At 40.1% G+C, this 23,086-nt stretch carries 19 protein-coding genes; 7 read left to right on the forward strand and 12 right to left on the reverse strand.

Translation table 11 applies throughout. The features are described from left to right. Positions 1–8: 8 nt before the first annotated feature. From lpxL to QQK09_RS08980, 7 genes are all read right to left on the reverse strand, one after another. Positions 9–929: an LpxL/LpxP family Kdo(2)-lipid IV(A) lauroyl/palmitoleoyl acyltransferase gene (gene lpxL, locus QQK09_RS08950; RefSeq protein WP_284203790.1), complete on the reverse strand. Its 921-nt coding sequence runs from the start codon at positions 927–929 to the stop codon at positions 9–11. A 296-nt stretch (positions 930–1,225) separates the two neighbouring features. Beyond that, positions 1,226–3,226 carry a methyl-accepting chemotaxis protein gene (locus tag QQK09_RS08955; protein WP_284203791.1) on the reverse strand — a complete coding sequence of 667 codons (2,001 nt, stop codon included), beginning with the start codon at positions 3,224–3,226 and terminating at the stop codon, positions 1,226–1,228. Between the two features lie 169 nt (positions 3,227–3,395). Next, positions 3,396–4,805: an AMP-binding protein gene (locus QQK09_RS08960; RefSeq protein WP_284203792.1), complete on the reverse strand. Its 1,410-nt coding sequence runs from the start codon at positions 4,803–4,805 to the stop codon at positions 3,396–3,398. Continuing rightward, positions 4,784–5,797 carry an o-succinylbenzoate synthase gene (menC, locus tag QQK09_RS08965; RefSeq protein WP_284203793.1) on the reverse strand — a complete coding sequence of 338 codons (1,014 nt, stop codon included), beginning with the start codon at positions 5,795–5,797 and terminating at the stop codon, positions 4,784–4,786. The genes QQK09_RS08960 and menC overlap by 22 nt, the downstream gene beginning before the upstream one ends. Next, positions 5,787–6,872: an alanine racemase gene (gene alr / locus QQK09_RS08970; protein WP_284203794.1), complete on the reverse strand. Its 1,086-nt coding sequence runs from the start codon at positions 6,870–6,872 to the stop codon at positions 5,787–5,789. The genes menC and alr overlap by 11 nt, the downstream gene beginning before the upstream one ends. After that, complete coding sequence (gene dnaB, locus QQK09_RS08975) at positions 6,865–8,268, reverse strand: replicative DNA helicase (protein ID WP_284203795.1); 1,404 nt, start codon at positions 8,266–8,268, stop codon at positions 6,865–6,867. Before dnaB ends, alr begins: the two co-directional genes overlap by 8 nt. A gap of 53 nt (positions 8,269–8,321) precedes the next feature. Then, entirely contained in the window at positions 8,322–8,681 is a 360-nt protein-coding gene (locus QQK09_RS08980) for a diacylglycerol kinase (protein WP_284203796.1), read from the reverse strand. Positions 8,682–8,913: 232 nt separating this feature from the next. Here QQK09_RS08980 and plsB point away from each other — a divergent pair, with 232 nt between their 5' ends. The 6 genes from plsB to recQ are packed head-to-tail and all read left to right on the forward strand — an operon-like array spanning position 8,914 to position 15,945. After that, positions 8,914–11,037, forward strand: a complete 2,124-nt coding sequence (plsB, locus tag QQK09_RS08985; RefSeq protein WP_284203797.1) for a glycerol-3-phosphate 1-O-acyltransferase PlsB — start codon at positions 8,914–8,916, stop codon at positions 11,035–11,037. Positions 11,038–11,072: 35 nt separating this feature from the next. Continuing rightward, complete coding sequence (locus tag QQK09_RS08990; RefSeq protein ID WP_284203798.1) at positions 11,073–11,471, forward strand: rhodanese-like domain-containing protein; 399 nt, start codon at positions 11,073–11,075, stop codon at positions 11,469–11,471. Then, the gene (locus tag QQK09_RS08995) at positions 11,468–12,088 is read left to right on the forward strand and encodes a YigZ family protein (protein WP_284203799.1); all 621 of its coding nucleotides are present in this window, start codon (positions 11,468–11,470) and stop codon (positions 12,086–12,088) included. Before QQK09_RS08990 ends, QQK09_RS08995 begins: the two co-directional genes overlap by 4 nt. A gap of 17 nt (positions 12,089–12,105) precedes the next feature. Beyond that, entirely contained in the window at positions 12,106–13,563 is a 1,458-nt protein-coding gene (locus QQK09_RS09000; protein WP_284203800.1) for a TrkH family potassium uptake protein, read from the forward strand. After that, positions 13,564–14,085: a menaquinone-dependent protoporphyrinogen IX dehydrogenase gene (gene hemG / locus QQK09_RS09005; protein ID WP_284203801.1), complete on the forward strand. Its 522-nt coding sequence runs from the start codon at positions 13,564–13,566 to the stop codon at positions 14,083–14,085. 45 nt (positions 14,086–14,130) lie between these two features. Beyond that, the gene (recQ, locus tag QQK09_RS09010; protein WP_284203802.1) at positions 14,131–15,945 is read left to right on the forward strand and encodes a DNA helicase RecQ; all 1,815 of its coding nucleotides are present in this window, start codon (positions 14,131–14,133) and stop codon (positions 15,943–15,945) included. Between the two features lie 58 nt (positions 15,946–16,003). Here recQ and QQK09_RS09015 read toward each other — a convergent pair whose 3' ends face one another. Both QQK09_RS09015 and QQK09_RS09020 read right to left on the reverse strand, forming a co-directional pair. Then, entirely contained in the window at positions 16,004–16,987 is a 984-nt protein-coding gene (locus QQK09_RS09015; RefSeq protein ID WP_284203803.1) for a metal-dependent hydrolase, read from the reverse strand. A 93-nt stretch (positions 16,988–17,080) separates the two neighbouring features. Continuing rightward, entirely contained in the window at positions 17,081–17,440 is a 360-nt protein-coding gene (locus QQK09_RS09020; RefSeq protein ID WP_284203804.1) for a hypothetical protein, read from the reverse strand. A gap of 198 nt (positions 17,441–17,638) precedes the next feature. Between QQK09_RS09020 and QQK09_RS09025 the strand changes: the two genes are divergently transcribed. Continuing rightward, entirely contained in the window at positions 17,639–19,345 is a 1,707-nt protein-coding gene (locus tag QQK09_RS09025) for a DUF2813 domain-containing protein (RefSeq protein WP_284203805.1), read from the forward strand. 43 nt (positions 19,346–19,388) lie between these two features. Here QQK09_RS09025 and QQK09_RS09030 read toward each other — a convergent pair whose 3' ends face one another. From QQK09_RS09030 to nfo, 3 genes are all read right to left on the reverse strand, one after another. After that, positions 19,389–19,799 carry an META domain-containing protein gene (locus QQK09_RS09030; RefSeq protein ID WP_284203806.1) on the reverse strand — a complete coding sequence of 137 codons (411 nt, stop codon included), beginning with the start codon at positions 19,797–19,799 and terminating at the stop codon, positions 19,389–19,391. Between the two features lies 1 nt (position 19,800). Beyond that, positions 19,801–21,960 carry a RelA/SpoT family protein gene (locus QQK09_RS09035; RefSeq protein WP_284203807.1) on the reverse strand — a complete coding sequence of 720 codons (2,160 nt, stop codon included), beginning with the start codon at positions 21,958–21,960 and terminating at the stop codon, positions 19,801–19,803. A 212-nt stretch (positions 21,961–22,172) separates the two neighbouring features. Continuing rightward, entirely contained in the window at positions 22,173–23,015 is an 843-nt protein-coding gene (gene nfo, locus QQK09_RS09040; RefSeq protein WP_284203808.1) for a deoxyribonuclease IV, read from the reverse strand. Positions 23,016–23,086 lie beyond the last annotated feature (71 nt).

Consider the following 23,086-nt stretch of genomic DNA (forward strand, 5'->3'; position numbering starts at 1 on the left):
TGGCTCTGCTAATAAAATGATTTTTCACCCTCAGGGCGTGTTTTAAAACGTTTGTGCATCCACATGTATTGATCATCACATTCAAGCACCATCTTTTCTATTTGTAGGTTGGTTGCTTTCGTGTCAGCCTCTACATCTTTACTCGGAAAGTTTTCAAGTGCAGGGTAGAAGACCAACTCATATCCCTCAGTGCCAGGTAAACGTTTCAAAAACACTGGAATAACACAGCTGTTTTTAACTCGTGCAAGTGTGCTGGTGCCGGCCACTGTATTGGCATTTTCAACTTCAAAAAAGGGAGCAAAAACGCTGCTTTTATGTTTTCCATAATCATGATCCGGTGCATACCAAAGCGCATCTGCATTCTTAAGTACACGCAACATCGCTTTAAAATCTTTTCTATCTAGCATCGCTTTATGTTCGCGCATTCTTCCCCAGTAAAACCAGAAATCAAGGACAGCATTATTATGCTTTCGATATACGGCATTACAAGGCTGTGTTAATCCTAGTGCGCGTGCCCCCATCTCTAAGGTTAAAAAATGGGCACCTAAAAAGATGATGCCTTGCCCATTAATAATCGCCTTTTCAACGTGTTGAACATCGCGAACTTGTACTAAATTGCGCACGCGCCAACTTGGCCAAAACCATGCCATACCCATTTCAAGTAGTGCAATACCACTATTCTCGAAGTTTAAACGTACTTTATGATCGATCTCTTTCGGTGAAAGAGCAGGGAAGCAGAGTTCAATATTTCGTCTGGCAATATGACCTCGTTTTTTTACAAAAACAGAGGCAATACGTCCCATCGTCCGACCTAAAAAAAGTATCGCACCATAGGGTAAAAGTGACGTGAGGAAAAGCGCTAGAATACCTAGCCAAGCTAGCCAGTATTTCGGATGACAGAAAGCCGCTTTTAATTTATATGAGTCCATAATGTCTACTTCATTGAAAGGTGAATAAATAATTCTACCGAATATTAAGATAAATGCCTATTTGTCTTGGGTTATTTTTGGTATTTACTTTTTTCATGTTGGAACATAAATCTGCTCAAATCAATGCATACTTATGTCTCTATTTTAGGTTAACTTTGCAGAGGTTAGCGAATAAATTTTCTGTGGCACCTTAATAATCAAGCTTTAGGAGGTTGTTTCAGGTAGTGGACGGAGCAGTAACGTGTAGATGAGGTGGATAACACTAATAAAATAGTCGTGCTATCCACTATGTGGTTTTATCCTAAGTTAAACTGCCCAATTAGCTTTGATTGTTGCTTGGATAGGTCACGTAAGTTTTCACTATTTTGTGACGCATCTTGGGCACTAAGGGAGATGTTCTGAGCAAAATCTGAAATCTCTACAATGCTTTTTGCGACATCTTTTGCTACTGCACTTTGCTGCTCTGAAGCGGCAGCGATTGATCTACTCATATCATCAACATTTTTTAATCGTTCAACCATCGCAACAAGAGAGTCATAGCTTTGATTGGTTTGTTCAACAGATTGCTGTGCATGTTTTAAATTACTATCGACAATTTGCACCGCATCTTTTGAGTTGTTTTGTAAGCTCTCAATCATACTGCCAATTTCGTTAGCGGATGTTTGTGTCCTGGTTGCTAATGTGCGTACCTCATCTGCGACAACAGCGAAACCACGGCCATGCTCACCCGCTCTTGCTGCTTCAATTGCTGCATTGAGCGCTAGTAAGTTAGTTTGCCCGCTGATTGACTGTATAACAGATAAGATTTCATCAATTTTTTGAGACTGGTTATAAAGTTCTTGAATCACCGTTGATGCGGTAGTCAGTGATAATTGTAGGTCTTCAACAAAACGTAAATTAACTTGAATGGATTGCATATTATCATTAGCAAGACCAACGACTTGAGCGACCGCATCACTAGACTCAACCGCATGCGCCGCGACTTCGTTTACCGCTTGTTCCATCTCTGTGACAGCGGCTGCCATTGCAACGGTTTGCTGAAGCTGTAACTCGATTTCAGAGAAAATGCCACGCCCCTGTTCTTGACCTGTTGCGGCATAACCGTTGAGCTTGCTATCTGATTGTTTAATTTCTGAAATTAAACTTCTTAGCTGTTCCGTTAAGGTATTAATGCTAGTGGATATATCACCTAACTCAGATTGATAGTTATTGTTAATGTCATAGGTTAAATCCCCCGCAGCTAATTTGGACAGTGCTAATTTGATATCATGTAATGGTGATTTGATTGCACGTATTACGGTATAAGTAACCACCAGTGAAATGATGATTGTTGCGAGTAATAACACATTATTTAATAGTGAGAAAAAATGTGCATCGGTATTCGCTTTTGAAAGTGCTGCAGTGGCTAAATCACGGATATGTGCGGTTACACCATTCAGGTTAGCTAATATTTGCTCTACCTGTTCCGCTTGTTGCTGGATTAGTTGATCGCTTTCTACATTAAGCAGCAGGTAAAATTTATGTTGTTTTAGTAATTTTTGCTCGTTTTCAATTTGGTTGGATAACTCATTAATATAAGTTTTTAGGGTGTTCTCTGCTGCTGGGAATGTCTTATAAACGATTTTTAATTTTTTTCTGATTGCCTCTAAATTACTGACTAGCTTCTCTTCTGCTATAACAAATTTATCGAATGAGGTAATACCAACTAATTTTGACAGTTGATCACCTGTTGAATATCCCTCTTTACGCACAAATTCTAATGTCCAAGCTGCTGATTTATGGTTTTCTTTTGCCTCGTCAATTAGATCTGAGATATTGGAGTCGAAGTAATCCCAAACAGACGAGAAAGCAGATAGTTCGGTATAAGCTAAGTTTTGCGCAACAAGGCGTTTATTGTGGATTGTAATATGATCTAATAATTGCAGGTTTGTCTGTTTAGCGTTGCTATTTATACTTTCTAAGTCTGCTGTGATCCCTAATTCAGGTTGTAGTCCTTTGGTCAGCGCTGAGTATGTCACTTCATAGTCAGTAAGGGCTTTATTCACCCCTTGTAAAAAATATTCTCGTTTATCTGAATTAGCTGTATTGGCATGAATTAAGGTCAATCTATTTGCATCTTGTAAGTTTTTACCTAACTCACTAGTTTGATCCAATAATTTGGTCAGTGTTGAAGCGCTTAATTCTAGTTGTTTTTCGATCTGTTTTTGTGAGTAACCAGCAGAAAGACTCAGTGCAATGGCACTCAAAGTGACAATACTAAAGCCGATGACGATACGTTGGATTAACGTTATACGCATTTTTCTTATCCCTAATTTTTTATTAAAACCAGTCCTTGGTAACGTCAGTATGATCTTTAAGTAATTAAATAACACAATAGATTGGAGGGATTGAGGGAAGTGTCACTTTTCTCTTCGGGTGATGTTTTAAAAGTGTGTTATCTGTTGTTTTTACACTAAATTAATATTTTTAAGGGATCTCTTTACGTAGTAATGTCGTTGCAAGTGCGCTTAATTGGCTGCGATTTGGCTTTAGTCCCTGCTGTTGTGGAAAACTGAAGTAATGTAGCGGATGTTTAAATGCGACAAGTCTATCTTGGATAAATGCGCTGAGTTTCTGAGGGTGTTCGCCATGGGTCCATTTTACAAAAGCGATAGGGCGTTGACCATAAATACAATCATCAATAGGTAATACATAGGCTTGTGATATCGAAGGACAGGCGAGTAATACCTTTTCTATCTCCTCTGGCTGAATGTTTTCTCCGCCAGAGATAAATTGCCGATCCTTTCTACCCATGATTTTCACTGTTTCTTTGTCTTCTAGTATATCGATTTCACCTAGATCTGCACTAGCAAAGTAATAGCTTTGATCAATCAGTCCACTTTGACTATCACCGTTAAAATAACCTGCAAAACGTGTCTGCCCTGCAAGGTGAATCTCACCATCAATAATTTTTAGTAACCGATAAGGAAGTAATTTTAAAGTTTCGTTGTTGGTTGAGGTGGCAATTTGAGAAGCCATTTCTGTAGAGCCGTAACTGAGGTGATAGGTAAAACCACGTTCTCCCGTTTCTGTTAGTACGTTTGTAGGAAAAGCGCTTCCACCTAACAGTAGGTGTTTGATGGGCAATAAATTCTGTTGAAATGCTTTATCTTGTAATAACTGTTGCAACTGAGTGCTGACTAACGAAAGGTGGGTTATTTTTGTTTTGTTTAACTGTTGCACCGATATTTTTTCTTCACTAATCAGTAATGTTGCGCCTGCTAAAACCGTGCGCATCACGGTTGCGTAACCACTAATGTGAAACATCGGTAGAGAGAGAAGGTTATTATCACCGACATTCAAGGGAATGACACTTTGTGAGCCAAGTGCGCTGTAAAAGTGGTTACGAAAGTGGTGCATGACAGCTTTTGGTAAACCGCTGCTGCCTGAAGTGAAAATGATGCTGATGATTGCGTTTGGATCGATGCTTAGTGGTGCGTCATTAGGTGCTTGACCGGATGTCTTAGAGAAATCCAATGATAAGTTATTCTCTGCTCCCTCACGGTATATAAAAGCAGTATCGAGTCGATTTAAGCGTTGTGCTATCTCTGCTTGGCTGAAGTTAGGGTTGATAGGGCAAAAAATAAAGCCGTTGCGCAAACAAGTTAACTGCAGCAGATATAAAGGTAATCTATTTTTAGCAATAGTCGCCAGCCGGTCGCCTTTGTTCATATTAAGCTGTATTAACTGTGAGCTGAGCGAACTGATGAGATTATGGAGTTGTGCATAAGTTAGCTGATATTGATCGGTTTTTACGGCAACGTGTTCTGAATTGTATTGTGCTTGCCACGCCACAGGACAGATGTGTAACATTTTTATTTCTCGTTGCTTGTCCATAAAACCTCTAATTTCTGGCAGTCTTCTGCTATCTGTTTTTCATTCACTAATAACGCACTATCATAAAATTTTAATGTATCAATGCCTAGTGAGATAGTTGAGTTGTGATTGTTTGGATAAATGTTGGCATAGTGATTTGCCAAGGTTTTTAATTGTTGTAAACCAACAACCGACTCAAAGGATGAGCTGAAACTGATATTGATATCCTGCTGCATCGCAATCGAGACCAATTTATCTATCTTTTGTCTGTCGCCAATAATGGTTGGTTTAATAATAAATGCGCGCACATATTGGTTATGTTGATAATCAAAGTTGGGCTGTTGCAATGTTTCATCTAAGCCAAGTGGCACTTGATATTGTTCGGCAAGTTGAAGATTTAGTTGATGATTGTTAGTTGGCTCTTCAATGTAATCGAGTTGCTGTACATTGATGCGACTAAAAAATTGTATCGCTTGCTGTTTATTCCATGCTTGATTGGCATCACAGCGAATTTTTAATGCTGGATTCAACTCGCATAGTGATTGAAAGGTGGCAATATCTTCTGTAATAGAGGTTCTTGCTACTTTCAGTTTGATTAATACGGGGTGATCTAAGCGCTGGTATTGTTGTTTAACTTGGGATTGAGTGCCTTGCAATAAAGGGATGTTATCCATTGCAATCTTTATAGCTTGATCACTGTTATCAATAGTTAATGCACTAAAAGCAAACTGCACACTGGCGTAATTACTTTTATAGGTTAAAAGCTTATCTAATGAGCTTGCTAATAGTGTCATCACCTGCTTTTTAACATCTGCTAAGCGTTCATGGCTAAAGCCTGGCAGAGGCGCAATTTCAACAAAATGATTAATGCCATTGTGCATGCTTAACTGTAAAATAAGCCCGTCACGACTCTGCAGTTGGTATTGTTTAAACTGCATCGGTTTATGAAAAGGCAGGGTATAAGCATATAGCGTTACTTCTGTGATTAGCTGTGAATTATGTTTATTGCACATAATCTAAAGCAACTCGCGCAGTTAGTTTAGTAACTAACTCATAAGCGATGGTACCAATATGTTTTGCCACTTGGGCAGCAGGTAACCCCTTTCCCCATAATATGACCTCATCACCGACTTGTTCCCTGCAGTGCTCACCTAAATCCACGGTTAACATATCCATAGATACGCGCCCAACAATAGGCACTAAGCGTCCATTAACAAGAACGGGTGTGCCTTCAGGCGCCATACGGGGATAACCGTCACCATATCCTACGGCGACAACACCTAATTTAGTATTATTCGTTGCCGTCCAACCCGCTCCATAACCGACACTTTCACCTGCTTGATGAGAACGCACAGAAATAAGTTGTGATTTAAGGGTCATCACGGGTTGTAAGTTGAAGTCTTCAGCAACCTTGTCGATAAAGGGGGAAACGCCATATAGCGCGATGCCGGGACGAATAATATCTGCATGAGTTTGCGGCCAAGCGAGTGTTGCGGCAGAGTTTGCTGATGAGACTAAACCGCTATCTGATTTGATATGGGTTTTAAAACGTCTGTTTTGTTCTGCAGTAATGTTGTTATCTAATTCGTCGGCACAATTAAAGTGAGTCATTAAATGTATCGGTTTTGATACGTTTTTTGAGGCTTTAAGTGCTTGATAAGCATCATCGAACTCAGCCTCGTGAAAACCAATACGGTGCATGCCGGTATCCAGTTTTAACCATACCTGTAAGCAACTATTAAGATCACTGGCTAGGATTGCATCTAACTGTTGTTGTGAATGAACAACGGTTTGCAAGTTATGCTCGACAAGTATTTTAAGATCGTCTGCATGAAAAAAACCTTCAAGCAAGACAATTGGCTTGCTGATACCTGCTGCGCGTAGTGCTAAAGCTTCGTTCAGACGTGCAACACCAAATGCATAAATTCCAGAGAGCGTTTGTGCAACACGCACCATGCCATGACCATAAGCATTCGCTTTAATGACCGCTAATATTTGGCTGTTTGGTGCCTGTTGTTGTAGCACAAGTTGGTTGTGCTTGAGCGCGCTTAAATTAATAGTTGCACGCGTAATGCTGCCATTATTCATCTTGGAATGTAGCCCCTCCGGTGTATTCATCAAAGCGAGAATAGCGACCTTGGAAGGTTAAGCGTACTTTACCTATTGGACCGTTACGTTGCTTACCGATAATGATTTCAGCGATGCCTTTTTCAGTACTCTCTTCGTTATACACTTCGTCACGGTAGATGAACATAATCAAGTCGGCATCCTGCTCTATCGCACCTGATTCACGTAAATCTGAGTTAATTGGTCGTTTATCGGCACGCTGTTCAAGACCACGGTTAAGCTGGGAAAGGGCGATAACAGGGCAACGCAGCTCTTTTGCTAAGGCTTTTAAAGATCGTGAAATTTCTGAAATTTCTAAAGTACGGTTTTCACTTAATGATGGAACACGCATTAGTTGCAGGTAATCGATCATGATCATACTTACCCCGCCATGGTCACGCGCGATGCGGCGTGCACGAGAACGTACTTCAGTCGGGGTCAAGCCAGAGCTATCATCAATAAACATATTACCTTGTTGTAATAGAATCGACATGGTTGATGACAGTGAAGCCCAATCGTTTTCATCTAGTGCACCGGTACGAATTTTACCTTGGTCAATACGACCAAGTGAGGCCAGCATACGGTTCATGATCTGATCTGCAGGCATCTCTAATGAGAAGATGATGGTCGGTTTGTCTGCATTTAACGCCGCATGCTCTGCTAAGTTCATCGCAAAGGTTGTTTTACCCATCGACGGACGTGCTGCGACAATAATTAAATCACCCGGCTGGAAGCCTGTAGTCATTTGGTCTAAATCGTTGTAACCCGATGATAATCCGGTAATACCATCCTGAGGGTTTTTACACAGTTCATCAATACGCGCGACCGTCTCTTTTAAGATATCTTTAAGAGGTTGTGGGCCTTCACTTTTATCACTACGTGCTTCGGCAATCTGGAATACTTTGGTCTCAGCAAAATCAAGTAACTCGGCACTATCACGCCCCTCGGTTTCATAACCAGCTTCAGCAATCTCATTTGCGACACCAATTAACTCACGAACTACAGCACGTTCGCGCACAATGTCGGAATAGTTATTGATGTTGGCTGCGCTTGGCGTATTTTGCAGTAGCTCAGCTAAATAAGCGATACCACCAATGCCTTCAAGCTCTTGATTGTTTTCAAGTTGCTCTGACAGTGTTACTAAATCAACAGGAATATCTTCGCTGCTTAAACTCTCGATAGTGGCAAAAATAGTACGGTGTGCACGGTGGTAAAAATCACGTTCAACAACACGCTCAGCAACGTCATTCCAAGCGTCATTGTTGAGTAATAGGCCACCAATGATTGCTTGCTCTGCTTCAAAAGAGTGCGGTACCGATTTGATCGTTGAAACGGTTTTATTTTTACCCTTTGGGGTGTATGTGCTTTGATCTGCCATGTTAAATCCTAACGGTGTTGGGGCATCAATTTCATTAGATTAATGAAGTGATATTATGCTAAAAATAGGATTTCAATCCAAATATATGCGGTTAATAGCAGTGCGATTAATACGGCTGCAGAGCCTTGATCTTTTGCTCGTCCAGATAACTCATGTTTTTCTGAGCCGATTCTATCAACAACTGCTTCAATCGCAGAGTTAATTATTTCGATAATGATCACTAAAATAACGGGAGCGATCAGTAAAATGCGCTCGACCTGAGAGACATCAAGGTAACAGGCGAGTGGAATTAAGATAGCGGCTAATAATAACTCTTGGCGAAAAGCCGCTTCATATTTAAAAGCACTTTTAAGGCCTTGGATCGAGTAACCCGTTGCTAGAATGATACGTTTTAAACCGCTATTTTTTTGCATTGCTATGTTACCTATTGCTGAATGATCTAAGGGGGCTACTTTAACAAAACGTCTGCTCAAGGTCACTCGTAATAAAGTGTTGCTTTTAATTGTTGCTAACTTTAGCCATTATCAGTTAACTTTGTGTATTTTTGGGGTTTATTTTAATCTACTTTTCTAGATGTTCCGACATTCGTCACTTGCTTCTATGATATTATAGATTGTTCCCTCTATTATTTTTTAAGGTTATTTTGTGTTAGCAAAAGGTTCTTTTTTTTCTCGTTTGATCAACCGTTTATGGGTGAAAAGTCATCATGTCCCGCTGGAAACAGTAAAAGAACTCAAGGTGGATCTGACGCGCCCTATCATTTATGTGGTTGAGCAAAATAATGCCAGTGACTTGCTTGGATTACAGACTAGCTGTAAAAAAGCAGGATTACCCGATCCATATCAGCCTATTAGCATCAATGGCGAACAGATCAGCGCGTTAATTTATATTCATAGTTGGTCATTATTCGCGCCTAAAACACCTCAGCTACAAGATGCGCCTTATCTTGCTCGATATCAACAGCTTCTCGACCTGCATCAAAAAGACAAAAATTTAGAGGTTCAACTTATCCCCGTCACCTTCTATTGGGGAAGAAACCCTGGGCGAGAGGGGAAAAAATCTTGGTTTGATTTAACCCAGCAGGGGCAAGTTGGCCTGTTTCATAAATCGCTGATTGTATTAAAAAATGGTAAAGATCACTTAGTACGCTTTAACCAGCCTATCTCGATTAAAAAATTAAGCTTACGTGGTGAGCAACAACAACTCGCACATAAATTAGCGAAAGTGGCGATGCGTTATTTTGACTTTCAAAAACGCAGTAGTATTGGCCCTAAACTGCCAAATCGTAAACAGATGATTGAATCGGTATTAGCACAACCCTATTTACGAGAGGTGATCACTAACACCGCCAAAGCAGAGCAACTCAGTGAATCACAGGTTGAGGCGCAATGTCGAGGTTACCTCAACGAAATTAGCGCTAACTTTTCTTACTCCAGCTTGCGTTTGTTCCGCCTATGTTTAAAAGGTATTTGGAACCATATTTACAAAGGCATCGAAGTACATCATGCGCAGGCAGTGCGAGATGTATGTCAAAGTGGCGCTGAAGTTATCTATATGCCCTGTCATCGTAGCCATATGGATTACCTTCTGCTTTCCTATCTGTTATTTGAGCAGGGTGTTGTGCCTCCTCATGTGGCGGCGGGGGTTAACTTAAACTTCTTCCCTGCGGGTCCTATTTTTAGGCGTTCAGGGGCGTTCTTTTTACGTCGTACTTTCAAAGATAGCCCACTCTATGCTGAAGTCTTTAATGCTTACTTTGCAATGTTATTTAAACAGGGCTACCCGATAGAATTCTTTACCGAAGGTGGCAGGAGTCGCAGTGGATTATTGCTGGATCCTAAAACCGGTTTATTATCCACTTCGTTAAAAACCTTTATTCGTCAGCCTGAACGTAATGTAGTGATTGTGCCTATCTATATTGGTTACGACCATATTATGGAGGTAAATACCTACGTTAAAGAGCAAGCGGGTAAGAAGAAAGAGCACGAAAGCATTTGGCAGGTATTAGGTATTGCCAAAAAACTGGGCAACTTTGGGCGTGCGTTTGTTAATTTTGGTGAGCCAATCAATGTGAAACAACATTTTGACCAAACGTTACCCGGTTGGCGCAGTCGAGACGTATCTGATGTAGAGCTTAAACAACAAGTAACCACCATTGCCCGTCAAGTGATGGTTAATATTAATGAAGCGGCAGCAGTCAATGCATTACCTTTATGTGCTGCTGTGTTGTTAGCTAATCAAGCTCGTGGCGTTGATGAAAATAGTTTTTTACAGCAATTGCGTTGGCATCTGCAGTGGCTATCAATGAATGCTCAAGATAGCTTAGTGACCTATGAAAATGGTGCTGCCGATAAACTATTACAGCAAGCACTTGCGCAAAATAAATTTCAGCTGGTGGATAACGTTATTAATTGCACTGAGCAGCAAGCATTAGTGCTCAATTATTATCGTAATAATATTGTTCATCTTTTTGTATTACCGAGTTTAATCTTCCACACGATTAGTCGTTTAAGCGAACAAAAACAGGCAGTAGAGCTAACCACAATGGTTGATTGCGCTGAACAAGCCTATCTGCAGTTACAGAAAAAGCTGTTTTTAAATGATGATTTACCGATCGCCGATGTTATCGCCGCGACCATTAATAAACTATTACAACTCAATTGGCTGGTGGATAATTCAGGGCAATATAGTGTGCCTGATCATGGATTAAGTGAGTTAATGAAAGGGCACTTAGTGGCGCCATTTGATAAAACCAGTGTAGAGAATTAAACTAGCACCTTTCCACCTTGATAAAGGAAATTGATATGGCGATTAATGGTCGTGAATTAGTAGAAAAGTTACGTAGTGAAGTTACAGAGTTATCGGTTTCTCAGCTGCATGAAACATTACAACATAATCCCCAGGCTATCGTTATTGATATCCGTGAGGTGAGTGAGACTAATTCAGGCTCAATTCCTGTCGCCACTTTAATTCCTCGTGGTGTATTAGAGATGCAGATAGACAGTGCACCAAGCATTCAGCAGCGTTTCACAACGCTTGATGAGTTAGCGTCACAACCTATTTATCTTTTATGCCGTTCAGGCGCTCGTAGTATTTTTTCTGCTATTTCATTACAGCAGATGGGCTTTAAAGAGGTGTATTCAATTCAAGGTGGATTTTTAGCATGGCAAGCGGCTGGATATGAGGTTAGCGACGCCTCGTGAGTGAACCCTATCTGGTTATTGAAAAAGTTATCTCATTCACTGAAGAGATTAAAAAAAGTCGCTTTATTACCTATTTAGCCCCTGTTGCGGGCAAACAGGAAGCGATGGATTACCTACAAACTATCAAGGCATTACATATCGATGCGCGTCATCATTGTTGGGCTTATGTGGCAGCAAGCCCTAAGAATAGTGTATTAATGGGCTGCAGTGATGATGGTGAGCCAAAGGGCACTGCAGGAAAACCGATGATGGCACTACTGCAGGGCTGTAATGTGGGTGAAATTATGGCGGTTGTAGTACGCTACTCGGGAGGAATTAAACTCGGTACGGGTGGTTTAGTGCGCGCTTATAGCAACGGTATTCAGCAATTATTACCGCAAATTGAAACTCGTGAAAAACGTTTTTATCAGCAATATCAGGTGAGTTGTGATTATGCTCAAATGGCGCAGTTAGAAAGCTTGTTAGTTCCTGGGGTTGGACGTATTGTGGAAATTAATTATCTACAGTCAGTAGATGCTATGATTGAAGTTGATCTGCAGCAGACAGAAGCCTTTTTAAAACAACTGCAATCTGCGACACAAGGAAAAGTGCATGTTAATAAAATATTTCCAGAATAAAATTAAAGTGAGCTAACGTGGAATTTCGTTCCATTATTCGTATTGTGGGCATGTTGATCGGGTTATTTAGCCTGACCATGCTGCCTCCGGTTGCTATCGCCTCATTTTATGATGATGGCGGAGGCCGTGATTTTTTAGCCGCATTTGTGGTCACCCTATTTATTGGTTTTATTCTCTGGATGCCCAATCGGCATTCTAAAAGAGACCTCAAAGTACGCGAAGGTTTTTTAATTGTAGTGCTGTTTTGGGCCACGCTTGGCAGTGTGGGGGCCATCCCATTTCTGGTCAGTTCTAGTATTGAGATGAACGTTGCTTCCTCCTTTTTTGAATCCTTTTCTGGATTGACAACTACCGGTGCAACGGTGATTGAGGATCTAGAAAGCTTGCCTAAAGCGATGCTTTTTTATCGGCAAATGCTGCAATGGTTTGGTGGAATGGGGATCATTGTATTAGCGGTTGCGGTATTGCCGATGCTCGGTATTGGTGGAATGCAGCTATATCGCGCAGAAACCCCTGGGCCGGTTAAAGATTCTAAGATGACACCACGTATTGCAGAAACCGCAAAGGCGCTTTGGTATGTTTATCTGTGTTTAACGGTTGCCTGTATGATGGCATTTTGGCTTGCGGGAATGAGTCTTTTTGATGCATTAGGGCATAGTTTCTCTACGGTCTCTATTGGTGGGTTTTCAACCTATAACGACAGTATGGGGCACTTTGAAAGTGATATGATTAACTTTATCACCGTGCTCTTTCTGATTATCTCTGGCGTTAACTATGCATTGCATTTCAGTGCATTTTCAGCCAAAAAATTCTCCTTTAATATCTATAAAGATGATCCCGAAGTGCGTGCGTTTATCTTTATTCAGGCATTTGTCACTGCTATCTGTTTCATTATGCTGACCAACCATAACGTCTATGAAACGATTGAACACACTTTTTCACAGGCACTCTTCCAAGCGGTTTCTATCTCTACCACTGCGGGATTTACCACCACCTCTTTTTCTGATTGGCCGCTGTTTTTGCCGGTGATGTTAATTCTATCGAGCTTCATTGGTGGTTGTGCAGGCTCAACCGGTGGTGGTTTAAAAGTGATTCGTGTTTTATTGCTGAATTTGCAAGGGATGCGTGAATTGAAACGTTTAGTACATCCGAAAGCGGTATATAAAATTAAATTGGGTAATAAAGCGTTACCCGATCGTGTCATCGAAGCCGTGTGGGGATTCTTTTCGACCTATGCCTTAGTATTTATCATCTGTATGTTGGCGTTATTAATGACCGGTATGGATGAAATTAGTTCATTTTCGGCGACCGTTGCGATGCTTAATAACCTTGGTCCTGGTTTAGGACAAGTTGCTGTTCACTTTAATGAAGTCGGTGATGCTTCTAAATGGGTGATGGTGGTTGCGATGTTATTTGGGCGCTTAGAGATCTTCACCCTACTGGTATTATTTACCCCTGTTTTTTGGAAAAATTAAATGACCGTAAAGACCCTTGTTTTATATTCATCCGTTGATGGACAAACCTTAAAAATAATAGAACGTATCAATAAACTTGTTGATGGTGAGGCGGAGTTATTTGATATTGATAACAATCCTGATATCGATTTTAGTCAATACAGTAAAGTGTTAATAGGGGCTTCTATTCGTTACGGTAATTTCCGTAAAAACCTAATCAATTATGTGAATAAACATAAAGCGCAGTTAGATAAATTGCCTAATGCCTTTTTTTTGGTGTGCTTAACGGCGCGTAAACCAGAAAAGTCGTTGCCGAGTAACAATGCTTATATGGCAAAGTTTGACCAGTTATCGCAGTGGCAACCGCATTTGAAAGGGGTTTTTGCAGGTGCATTACTCTATTCTCGTTATAACTGGTGGCAAACGTTATTGATTCAATTGATCATGAAAATGACCGGTGGTAGTACCGATAAAAGCCAAGATATTGAATTAACTGATTGGGCAAAAGTCGATACGTTTAGTAAAGATTTTTCTGCTTTATAAAGCTACAATGCCTTTTTAGTTTTTTAGCTTTTGAGTAATGTGAAGATGCCTGAACACCAACCTGTTTTTAACACCCAACAAATCCTGCTCGATGTATTTGGTTACAACAGCTTTCGTGAAGGTCAGGAGGAGGTGATTGATCACCTTTGTGCGGGTAAAGATGCGCTGGTTGTCATGCCAACAGGGGGCGGTAAAAGCCTTTGTTTTCAAATTCCCGCATTAGCGCGAGAGGGCATCTGTTTTGTTATCTCACCACTTATTTCTCTGATGAAAGACCAAGTTGATACGCTACGCAGTTGTGGTGTTGCAGCTGCTTACCTTAACTCTAGTCTCTCTTATCAAGAACAAAATCAGATTATTAATGATATGCATACCGGGCAATTAAAACTGCTTTATATCGCACCTGAGCGCTTATTACGCCCTGATTTTGTTCAACGTTTAGAAAGCTTACCAATTAATCTTTTTGCCATTGATGAAGCGCACTGTATCTCGCAATGGGGGCATGATTTCCGCCCTGAGTATGCGTTATTAGGACAGCTTAAACAGCGTTTTCCTCATATTCCCTTGGTTGCATTAACCGCAACGGCCGATCACGCAACGCAAAAAGATATTTTAGCGCGTTTACAGTTTGATGATCCGCTGGTGGCTATTCATAGTTTTGACCGTCCTAATATTGAATATCTACTGATTGAAAAATATCGCCCATTAAGCCAGCTATTTAACTATTTAGATGAGCATAAAGATGAGAGCGGTATTATCTACTGTACCAGTCGTCGCCGTACTGAAGAACTAACTCAAAAATTACAAGCACAGGGTGTCAAAGCGCGCTGTTATCATGCGGGTTTGCCGCTTGAAGAGCGTCAGGCTGTGCAAGATAAATTTATTAAGGACACCGTTGATGTTGTGGTCGCTACGGTTGCTTTTGGTATGGGTATCGATAAACCGAACGTGCGTTTCGTAGTTCATTATGAGATACCAAAAAACATCGAATCCTATTATCAAGAAACTGGGCGAGCAGGACGAGATGGTTTACCTGCACAAGCGATGCTTTTTTATGATCCGGCTGATCCGGCTCGTGTGCGTGCGCTGTTGGAAAAAAATGATAATGAAGAGCAGCTGCGTATTGAATTGCATAAACTCAATACCATGGTTGCTTTTGCAGAGGCACAAACCTGTCGTCGCCAAGTTTTGCTTAACTATTTTGGTGAATACAGTGATAAAGCCTGCGGTAACTGTGATGTCTGTTTAGACCCGCCAAAGAGTTATGATGCCACGGTTGATGCGCAGAAGATTCTCTCCTGTGTTTATCGCACTGGGCAACACTTTGGTATGCACCACATTGTTGAAGTATTACGTGGTGCGCAAACGGTGCGTATCAAGAGCCTTGGTCACGATAAGTTATCTACCTTTGGCTTAGGCAAAGATCAGTCTGCAGAGTATTGGTTGAGCCTATTAAGACAGTTAATTCACTGTGGATTATTGATGCAGAACCTAACACGTGGTTCAGCACTGCAATTAACCGAAGCTGCACGCCCGGTCTTAAAAGCCCAAGAGCCGCTCTTTTTAGCGGTACCGCGTCTGAAAATGGTGAGTAAGTCCAAGAAGAAAAAAGGTGTGCTTGCGAGTGTGGCGGATAATAAGTTATTTGCACGTTTACGCCAACTGCGTAAACAGATTGCAGACCGTGAAGAGTTGCCTCCCTATATTATTTTTAGTGATGTATCATTAGCTGAAATGAGTGAATTGATGCCAATGACGGAACGTGAGTTCTTAAATGTCAGTGGTGTAGGGCATATTAAATTGGAAAAATATGGCCAAGAATTTATGGAAATTATCAATGAATATGTCGAGTCGATATAACCATAAATAAAGTGGTAATGGGTGGGGAAGTTTATCTAAATTACCCACCACACCATAATTAAAAATGTAGACCTATTTTCTGTTTCAATTGTTTAAATAACAGAGTGGGCTCGACCTCATCCATCGCGACCTGTAGCGGTTCGATAGCTTGCCAGTTTGTTTGTTGTTGCTCTGCAATGACAAAGCTAAAGGGGTGATATCCGGCAACACCCAAGCGTAGATCTGTAATTTGCAATTGACCATTAATCTCATCAAAGCGCAACCATCCATGGCTAAACCACTCCAAACGCGGTAAATAATCTGGCTGTGAATTCTCTACCAAATAACGATTAGTCTTATAACGTTGCCATTGCAGTGGTTTTTTATCACCAAGGTAAGTGAACGCTTCGTAATAATCATTCTCTTGATAGCTTAATACTCGCCAATAAATACTGTTAAAAGGCGTTGGCATGACTAATAAAGGGTGACTTTGCACAAAGCTATCTTGCTTGATGCGATCTGTAATCATTGCTTGGCTGAGTTGTCCCCAAGCTAGATAAACACAACTTAAGAACAGTGCTAATTGATTAAGTCTTAACCCGCGCCTTTTATTGCCAGTAAAACATAAAAAAATAACACTTATTAACATCGGTAATGTATACAGAGGGTCGATAATAAAAATACTGTGCCATGCGATAGGTGGTGAGGGTAGCGGCCAGAATAACTGCGTACCGTAAGTGGTAAAGGTATCTAATATCGGGTGCGTTACTAAGGGTAAAAATATTACTAAGAACAGTGCAACTTTATGCGCGCTTAGCTGTGGCCTGAACTTGAGTACAATAAAATAAAGCAATACAGACAGTGCGCTAAGCACAAATAAAGAGTGGCTAAAACCGCGATGTGAGGTGTAGTTATCTACTGCGTTACCGTAATCAATGATCACATCAAGATCGGGAAGAGTACCAAAAAATACGCCTGCTATTAAGGCCTTACGACCAAAAGGCTTGAAACCTACCGCAGCTGCAACGCTAGCACCGAGTGCTATCTGTGTAATTGAATCCATGCTTTCCCCATATTTACTTTCCTGAGTTGATTATACGGGGATGGCCCCTATTTAGACCATTATTTATTGCCCTATTTTATTTTCCTTGCTGGGTTATGATGATTTGAATTGCCCTAAACGGGTTAAGGCACACTCTAAGATCTCAGGAGAGAGCTTGTCTTGCAGTTCTTGTAATTCATAGCGGTTAAATAGCTCGCCTAAAAATGCGCAAAGGTGGGTAAGTGGTGCATGGCAAAAGAGTTTAGGGTTAGATAAATAATCAATTCCCCGCATCTGCATCCACTCTGTTGTGTCGTGCTCCGTCATAAAATTTTGTTGTTGAATAACACTCTTAAGTTTCACTAATAATTCTTTGTAATTTAAATCTTTATTATCGAACTCATCACGGTAGTGCGCGATTGAATTAATGGAAGCTTGACTAGGAATAATCTCCATTGCATGGATATTGCACATACTTAAAACTCCTTAATTACGATTTGTGAAATGTAACCTATTATTAAATCACACCATTTTTCTGCTTAAAAAAGTCTTATCTCTATTGCATTAATTATAGTTTAATCGTGCTATTAAATAGGGAGTTTAGATAAAGTAATTTACAAAATATTACTTTAATTTTGATGTTGCTTGTGTTTTCAATAAAGGCAGGGCTGCTTGTCTTCTGATATTTTTAATCGTAAGGGGGAAGCGATGCTATTAGATCATATTGAAGTTGTTGGTTTTAGAGGAATAAACCGCTTATCACTTAATATCGGCGAGTTAAGTGCATTTATAGGGGAGAACAGTTGGGGTAAATCTAGCTTGTTTGATGCTTTATCGCTTTTTTTATCGGGTACCCGTAAAAATTATAAATTTTGTAAAGAAGATTTTCACCAACCGCCAAATCCAGACATCAGTCATAATAAAGTTATTCAATTGGTATTTAGTTTCAAAGAGCAGTGGCGAGGGCAGTCTCGGCAGCGACAATATAAAACTATCGAAAAAATTTGGGAAAGTGATAAGTCATCGCTACGCTATATTTATTATCAAGTAGATGGAGAATTAGTCCCTTCGGGCAATATTAAAACCAAGTGTTATTTTTTGGATAGAAAGGGCAACGAAAAATTTTTTCATAAAAATGAAATATCAGACTTAGTCAGTGAGTTTTTATCTTTTGTACCGGTATTACGTATGGGGTCTGATACCCCTGTTGTTATCGATGACGGTGATTTAAAAGAAGTACATAGTAAAAGAGAGAAATTTGAAGTACGTATTAAGCAAATTTTTAGACGTTTAAATTCCTCCTCACAACAACTTTCTGAACATAAAATGAAGCAAGGTTATGAGGCTCTCACTTACCTATTTGACCACTATCTTTTTAAGCGTTATGCGGGCTTTGATTACCACCGCGTAGACTTTCAGCATGATATCCATACTCAAGGACCTTTTTCATTTAAAGCGCTCAGTCATTTCCATGATCTATTAAAACAAGGTAATAAAAATGATCGCGCGATGTTATTACTGATTTTGGGTGAATTTATAACCGTGCGAGGAGATCATCTATTTCGACGCGGTGCGACACCTATCTTGTTATTAGAAGAACCAGAAAATAATTTACATCCAGTAAATTTGGCCATTACCTGGCGCTTTTTCTCGCTGTTACCGATGCAAAAACTGATTACGACTAATTCTAGCCAGCTACTCTCTTTCTTCCCTTTAAGTAGTATCCAGCGCTTAGTAAGACAGCAGGGGTTAATCACTAGTTATCGTTTAAATCGTGATTATTATTCTAATAACGATATACGCCGTATCACTTTTCATGTGCGTATGACTCGACCACAGAGCTTATTTGCGCGTTCTTGGTTATTAGTGGAAGGAGAAACGGAGACTTGGTTATTAACCGAGTTAGCGCGCTTTTGTTGCTATCATTTAGTGATTGAAGGGGTGCAAGTGATTGAGTTTGCACAGTGTGGTTTATCACCGCTGATCAAGTTAGCACAAGATATGAATATCGAATGGCATGTATTGACCGATGGTGATGCCGCAGGACAAAAGTACGCTAAGCGAGTTTCTGATATGTTATTAGAGCATGATTCATTAGTTAATCGTTTGACCGTAATACCTGCATTGGATATTGAACATCTATTCTTTGATAATGGCTTTGCGGATATTTACCTTAAGGCGGCGAACTATACAGAACAAGATCTTAGTCGCTTATCGGTGAATAAAGTGATTGATAAGGCAGTGCATAAACACTCTAAACCTGGCTTAGGGTTAGCGATTGCAAGCGCGGTAGAAGAACGTGGTGCAGAATCTATTCCGTTGCTTTTAAAGCGTCTATTTACACGCTTGGTTGGTCTTGCCAGAACGCAGTCAGGTTAGCGCTGTTTAAGTGCGGAATATTAATATTCCGCACTTAATAGGTTTATTTAAGCGTATAAGTAAGGGTATGCTCTGCGCCTGTTAAGGTTAGTTGTTGGTTATTTATTTTCACTTCTGACCAGCTAGATAAAGTATTACTCACTATCATCTCAACATCATTAACGGCAGGTTCACACATCTTTCTTGTGCTGCCCATTTTATCAATACGTAATTTATTAGCTTGTAACTCTACTGCACCAAAAAAGTTGTTACAGGCAAGGTTGCCCGTTGCTTTTGCTTGTTCATCAACGCTGATACTACTCATTGATTGCACTGGATTATTATCAATACTGGTCAGTTTCCACTCTTTTTGTAAGTCTTGAAGTTGGATAGGTTGCATTGTCGTGTTTGTATTATTACTACAAGCAAATAGTAGTGTGCTCAGTGATAGTACAATTATTGTGGTTAGTTTCATTTTAGTTTTCCTCGTTATTCATGCGACGGTCGTTAAGGCGTTTGTTACTACTGCGTTTGATACTTTGTACACTTTCTAGTTTTTTAATTTTTCTGATCACGCGAGATAAGTGAATACGATTAAGTACCGTCAGTGTTAAATTGATCGAATAAACATGGTCAGGTAGCTCGGTTGTTTGTAGATCTTCTACATTGGCATTCATTTTGGAGATAATATTAAATAGCTGTGCTAATCCGGCTTTATGATTAACCATCATAATATTGAGATCAGTTGAGTACTCATATTGATTCATAAAATCCATATCCCATTCAACGGGAATGTATTTATCAAGTTCATTTTTAAAACCGCTTACATTATGACAGTCAGTAGAATGAACCACTAGCCCTTTGCCGGAACTGGTATGGGCAACGATTTGATCTCCAGGTAGCGGTTTACAACAGTTCGCATATGAAATCATCATATTTTCAGTACCTTTAATGGCACTCTGACGATTTTGTTGTTTAAGTTTAGATTCGGTTAACTCACCTGCATTACCACGTAAACGTCGTGCAATCAGAATACTTAATAGCTTACCTGTGCCTATCTCATGCAGTAATCCGTTGAAGTCTGCTAAATGATAATCTTCAAGGACTTTATCGATATTTTGCTGTGAAATATCGGTTAAGTTAGTTTGGTTAAGTGCGAGTTTTAATAGGCGTCTACCCTCTGGGATAGCTTGCTCTCTGCTAAGTTGCTTAAGGTACTGGCGAATATTTTGACGTGCTTTATGGGTGGCTACAAAGTTTAGCCAATCAGCGCAAGGCTTTTCCTCTTTGCCGGTAATGATTTCAATCATTTGGCCACTTTCTAATTTTTCACTTAACAGAGCAAACTCTTTATCTATTTTTACGCCTGTGCAGCGGTGACCAATTGTCGTATGCAGTGCATAAGCAAAATCAACCGCAGTTGCATGTGAAGGCAATACAATAATTTTACCCTGTGGCGTCAACACATGGATCTCATTATTACCTAGCTCCTGCTTTATATTTTCAAGCATAACTAGTGAGTTAGTAGTGTTATCTTCCTGCTCAGTAAGGCCTTGGAACCAGTTACGTGTTTGTAATTGAGCGGTGATATTGGTATTACCACCTCCCTCTTTATAGCTCCAATGTGCCGCAATCCCTTGTTTAGCAACAGCATCCATATCTTCAGTACGGATCTGAATCTCAATATTAACCCCGTGATGAGTGATCAATGTTGTGTGCAAAGATTGGTAGCTATTGGCTTTTGGAATGGCAATATAATCTTTGAAGTACTGTAGTTTAGGTTGATAAAGATGATGCATCTGCCCTAATACGCGATAACAGGTATCAAGATCTTTTACTACAATTCGAAATGCATATACATCCATCACATCATGGAATTGACAGCCTTTCTTTTGCATTTTTTTGTATAAACTAAAAAGATGTTTCTCACGACCTAATACTGTTGCTTCAATATTAATTGAATCTAGCTTTGTAGAAATTTCATCACAAATACCAAGAATAAAGTTTTTTCGGTTGCCGCGTGCTTTAGTGATCGCATCCTGTAAAACGTAATAACGAGCTGAGTTTTGTGCTTTAAAGGCAAGTTGCTCAAGCTCATTTTTGAGATGATGTAAACCGAGTCTATCTGCAATCGGGGTAAATATTTCAAAGGTTTCTTTTGCGATGCGTCGACGTTTATCAAGGCGTAATGAGCCAAGTGTACGCATGTTGTGCACGCGGTCAGCAAGTTTAATTAGCATGACTCGAAAATCTTTTGACATTGCAATCAACATCTTACGGATATTTTCCGCCTGTGCTTGCTCTCGATTCTTAAAGTTGACTTTATCGAGTTTAGTGACGCCTTCAACCAAATCAGCCACACTGATATTAAACGCATCAACAAGTTGTTGATGCGTGGTATCGGTATCTTCCAGCACATCATGCAATAAAGCTGCCGCTAATGCTTCATGATCTAATTTCATCGATGCTAAAATTTCAGCAACGGCAACAGGGTGGGTGATGTAAGGTTCGCCACTTGCACGTTTAACACCATCATGCGCTATATAAGCATATTCATAAGCGCGCTCAATAAACTCGCACTGTTGTGGGCTCAAATAGGATTGTATGGAATCGTTAAGTGATTGAAAAATTGACATTTATTTCCCTGTAATTAGATTCTTTTGTAATTATAACTGGTTTGGCAACAAATAGGCCTGCTTGTTTTCTTAACAGGGAGGTATTTACTTGTGTCATTATCTACTCGCAATTATAGCTATTTTACAAATCCGCATAAATAACCAGCTGATTTGAATGCGTTACTTTAAATATAGTAAAACGACTTGATTGAGTTGCAAAGCAGAAACTGTGTTTATTTTGCCCATTGTTTTAATTGTTTAATTTCATCAATCCAAATATCCGAGTTAGTAGTTTCTAGTACCAGTGGAATTCCATCGAATCTTGCATCTTGCATAATATATTGAAAACAATCCCAGCCTATTTCACCTGCGCCAAGTGGGGCATGACGATCGACACGACTTGCAAGTGCAACTTTACTGTCATTAATATGCATACCAGATAAATATTCAAAGCCAACAATCTCTGCAAAAGCTTGAAAGGTCTTTTCACAGGCGTCGCGACTGCTTAAATCATAGCCTGCGACAAAGGTATGACAGGTATCAAGACAGATCCCGACGCGACTTTTATCGTCGATATGTTCGATAATAGTCGCTAAGTGCTCAAAACGATAACCTAAGTTTGTACCTTGACCCGCGGTATTCTCGATGACGGCTTTAACCCCTTGACTGTTTTCTAAGGCCCAATTTATTGACTCAGCTACGCGCAATAAACAATCATGTTCACTGACCTTATTAAGGTGGCTTCCTGGATGGAAATTTAACAGTGTTAATCCTAGTTGTTGACAACGCATTAGTTCATCCAGAAAAGCATGGCGCGATTTTTCTAATGCTTCTATTTCTGGGTGACCGAGATTGATCAAATAGGAGTCATGGGGGAGTATTTGTTCTGGTTTAAAGTTATAGCGCAAGCAAGCGGCTTTAAATTTTCTGATGGTATTTGCATCGAGTGGTTTCGCTTCCCATCGACGTTGATTTTTAGTGAACAAAGCAAAGGCATTCGCACCTAATGCATGTGCATTTTTAGGGGCGTTAAATACCCCGCCAGAGGCACTTACGTGTGCGCCAATATATTTCATAAATTCAACCCTTAATATCAATGATACCAAGTATAGCAAGCGAATTTATTGAATTGTTAAATTAATAAATC

Source organism: Psychromonas marina (assembly GCF_030161115.1).
Lineage (GTDB): Bacteria > Pseudomonadota > Gammaproteobacteria > Enterobacterales > Psychromonadaceae > Psychromonas > Psychromonas marina.

Excerpts from the sequence above, each read along its gene's own strand:
- lpxL (WP_284203790.1), bottom strand. The coding sequence starts at position 929 with ATGGACTCATATAAATTAAAAGCGGCTTTCTGTCATCCGAAATACTGG.
- QQK09_RS08955 (WP_284203791.1), bottom strand. The coding sequence starts at position 3,226 with ATGCGTATAACGTTAATCCAACGTATCGTCATCGGCTTTAGTATTGTC.
- QQK09_RS08960 (WP_284203792.1), bottom strand. The coding sequence starts at position 4,805 with ATGGACAAGCAACGAGAAATAAAAATGTTACACATCTGTCCTGTGGCG.
- menC (WP_284203793.1), bottom strand. The coding sequence starts at position 5,797 with ATGTGCAATAAACATAATTCACAGCTAATCACAGAAGTAACGCTATAT.
- alr (WP_284203794.1), bottom strand. The coding sequence starts at position 6,872 with ATGAATAATGGCAGCATTACGCGTGCAACTATTAATTTAAGCGCGCTC.
- dnaB (WP_284203795.1), bottom strand. The coding sequence starts at position 8,268 with ATGGCAGATCAAAGCACATACACCCCAAAGGGTAAAAATAAAACCGTT.
- QQK09_RS08980 (WP_284203796.1), bottom strand. The coding sequence starts at position 8,681 with ATGCAAAAAAATAGCGGTTTAAAACGTATCATTCTAGCAACGGGTTAC.
- QQK09_RS08990 (WP_284203798.1), top strand. The coding sequence starts at position 11,073 with ATGGCGATTAATGGTCGTGAATTAGTAGAAAAGTTACGTAGTGAAGTT.
- hemG (WP_284203801.1), top strand. The coding sequence starts at position 13,564 with ATGACCGTAAAGACCCTTGTTTTATATTCATCCGTTGATGGACAAACC.
- recQ (WP_284203802.1), top strand. The coding sequence starts at position 14,131 with ATGCCTGAACACCAACCTGTTTTTAACACCCAACAAATCCTGCTCGAT.
- QQK09_RS09015 (WP_284203803.1), bottom strand. The coding sequence starts at position 16,987 with ATGGATTCAATTACACAGATAGCACTCGGTGCTAGCGTTGCAGCTGCG.
- QQK09_RS09020 (WP_284203804.1), bottom strand. The coding sequence starts at position 17,440 with ATGTGCAATATCCATGCAATGGAGATTATTCCTAGTCAAGCTTCCATT.
- QQK09_RS09030 (WP_284203806.1), bottom strand. The coding sequence starts at position 19,799 with ATGAAACTAACCACAATAATTGTACTATCACTGAGCACACTACTATTT.
- QQK09_RS09035 (WP_284203807.1), bottom strand. The coding sequence starts at position 21,960 with ATGTCAATTTTTCAATCACTTAACGATTCCATACAATCCTATTTGAGC.
- nfo (WP_284203808.1), bottom strand. The coding sequence starts at position 23,015 with ATGAAATATATTGGCGCACACGTAAGTGCCTCTGGCGGGGTATTTAAC.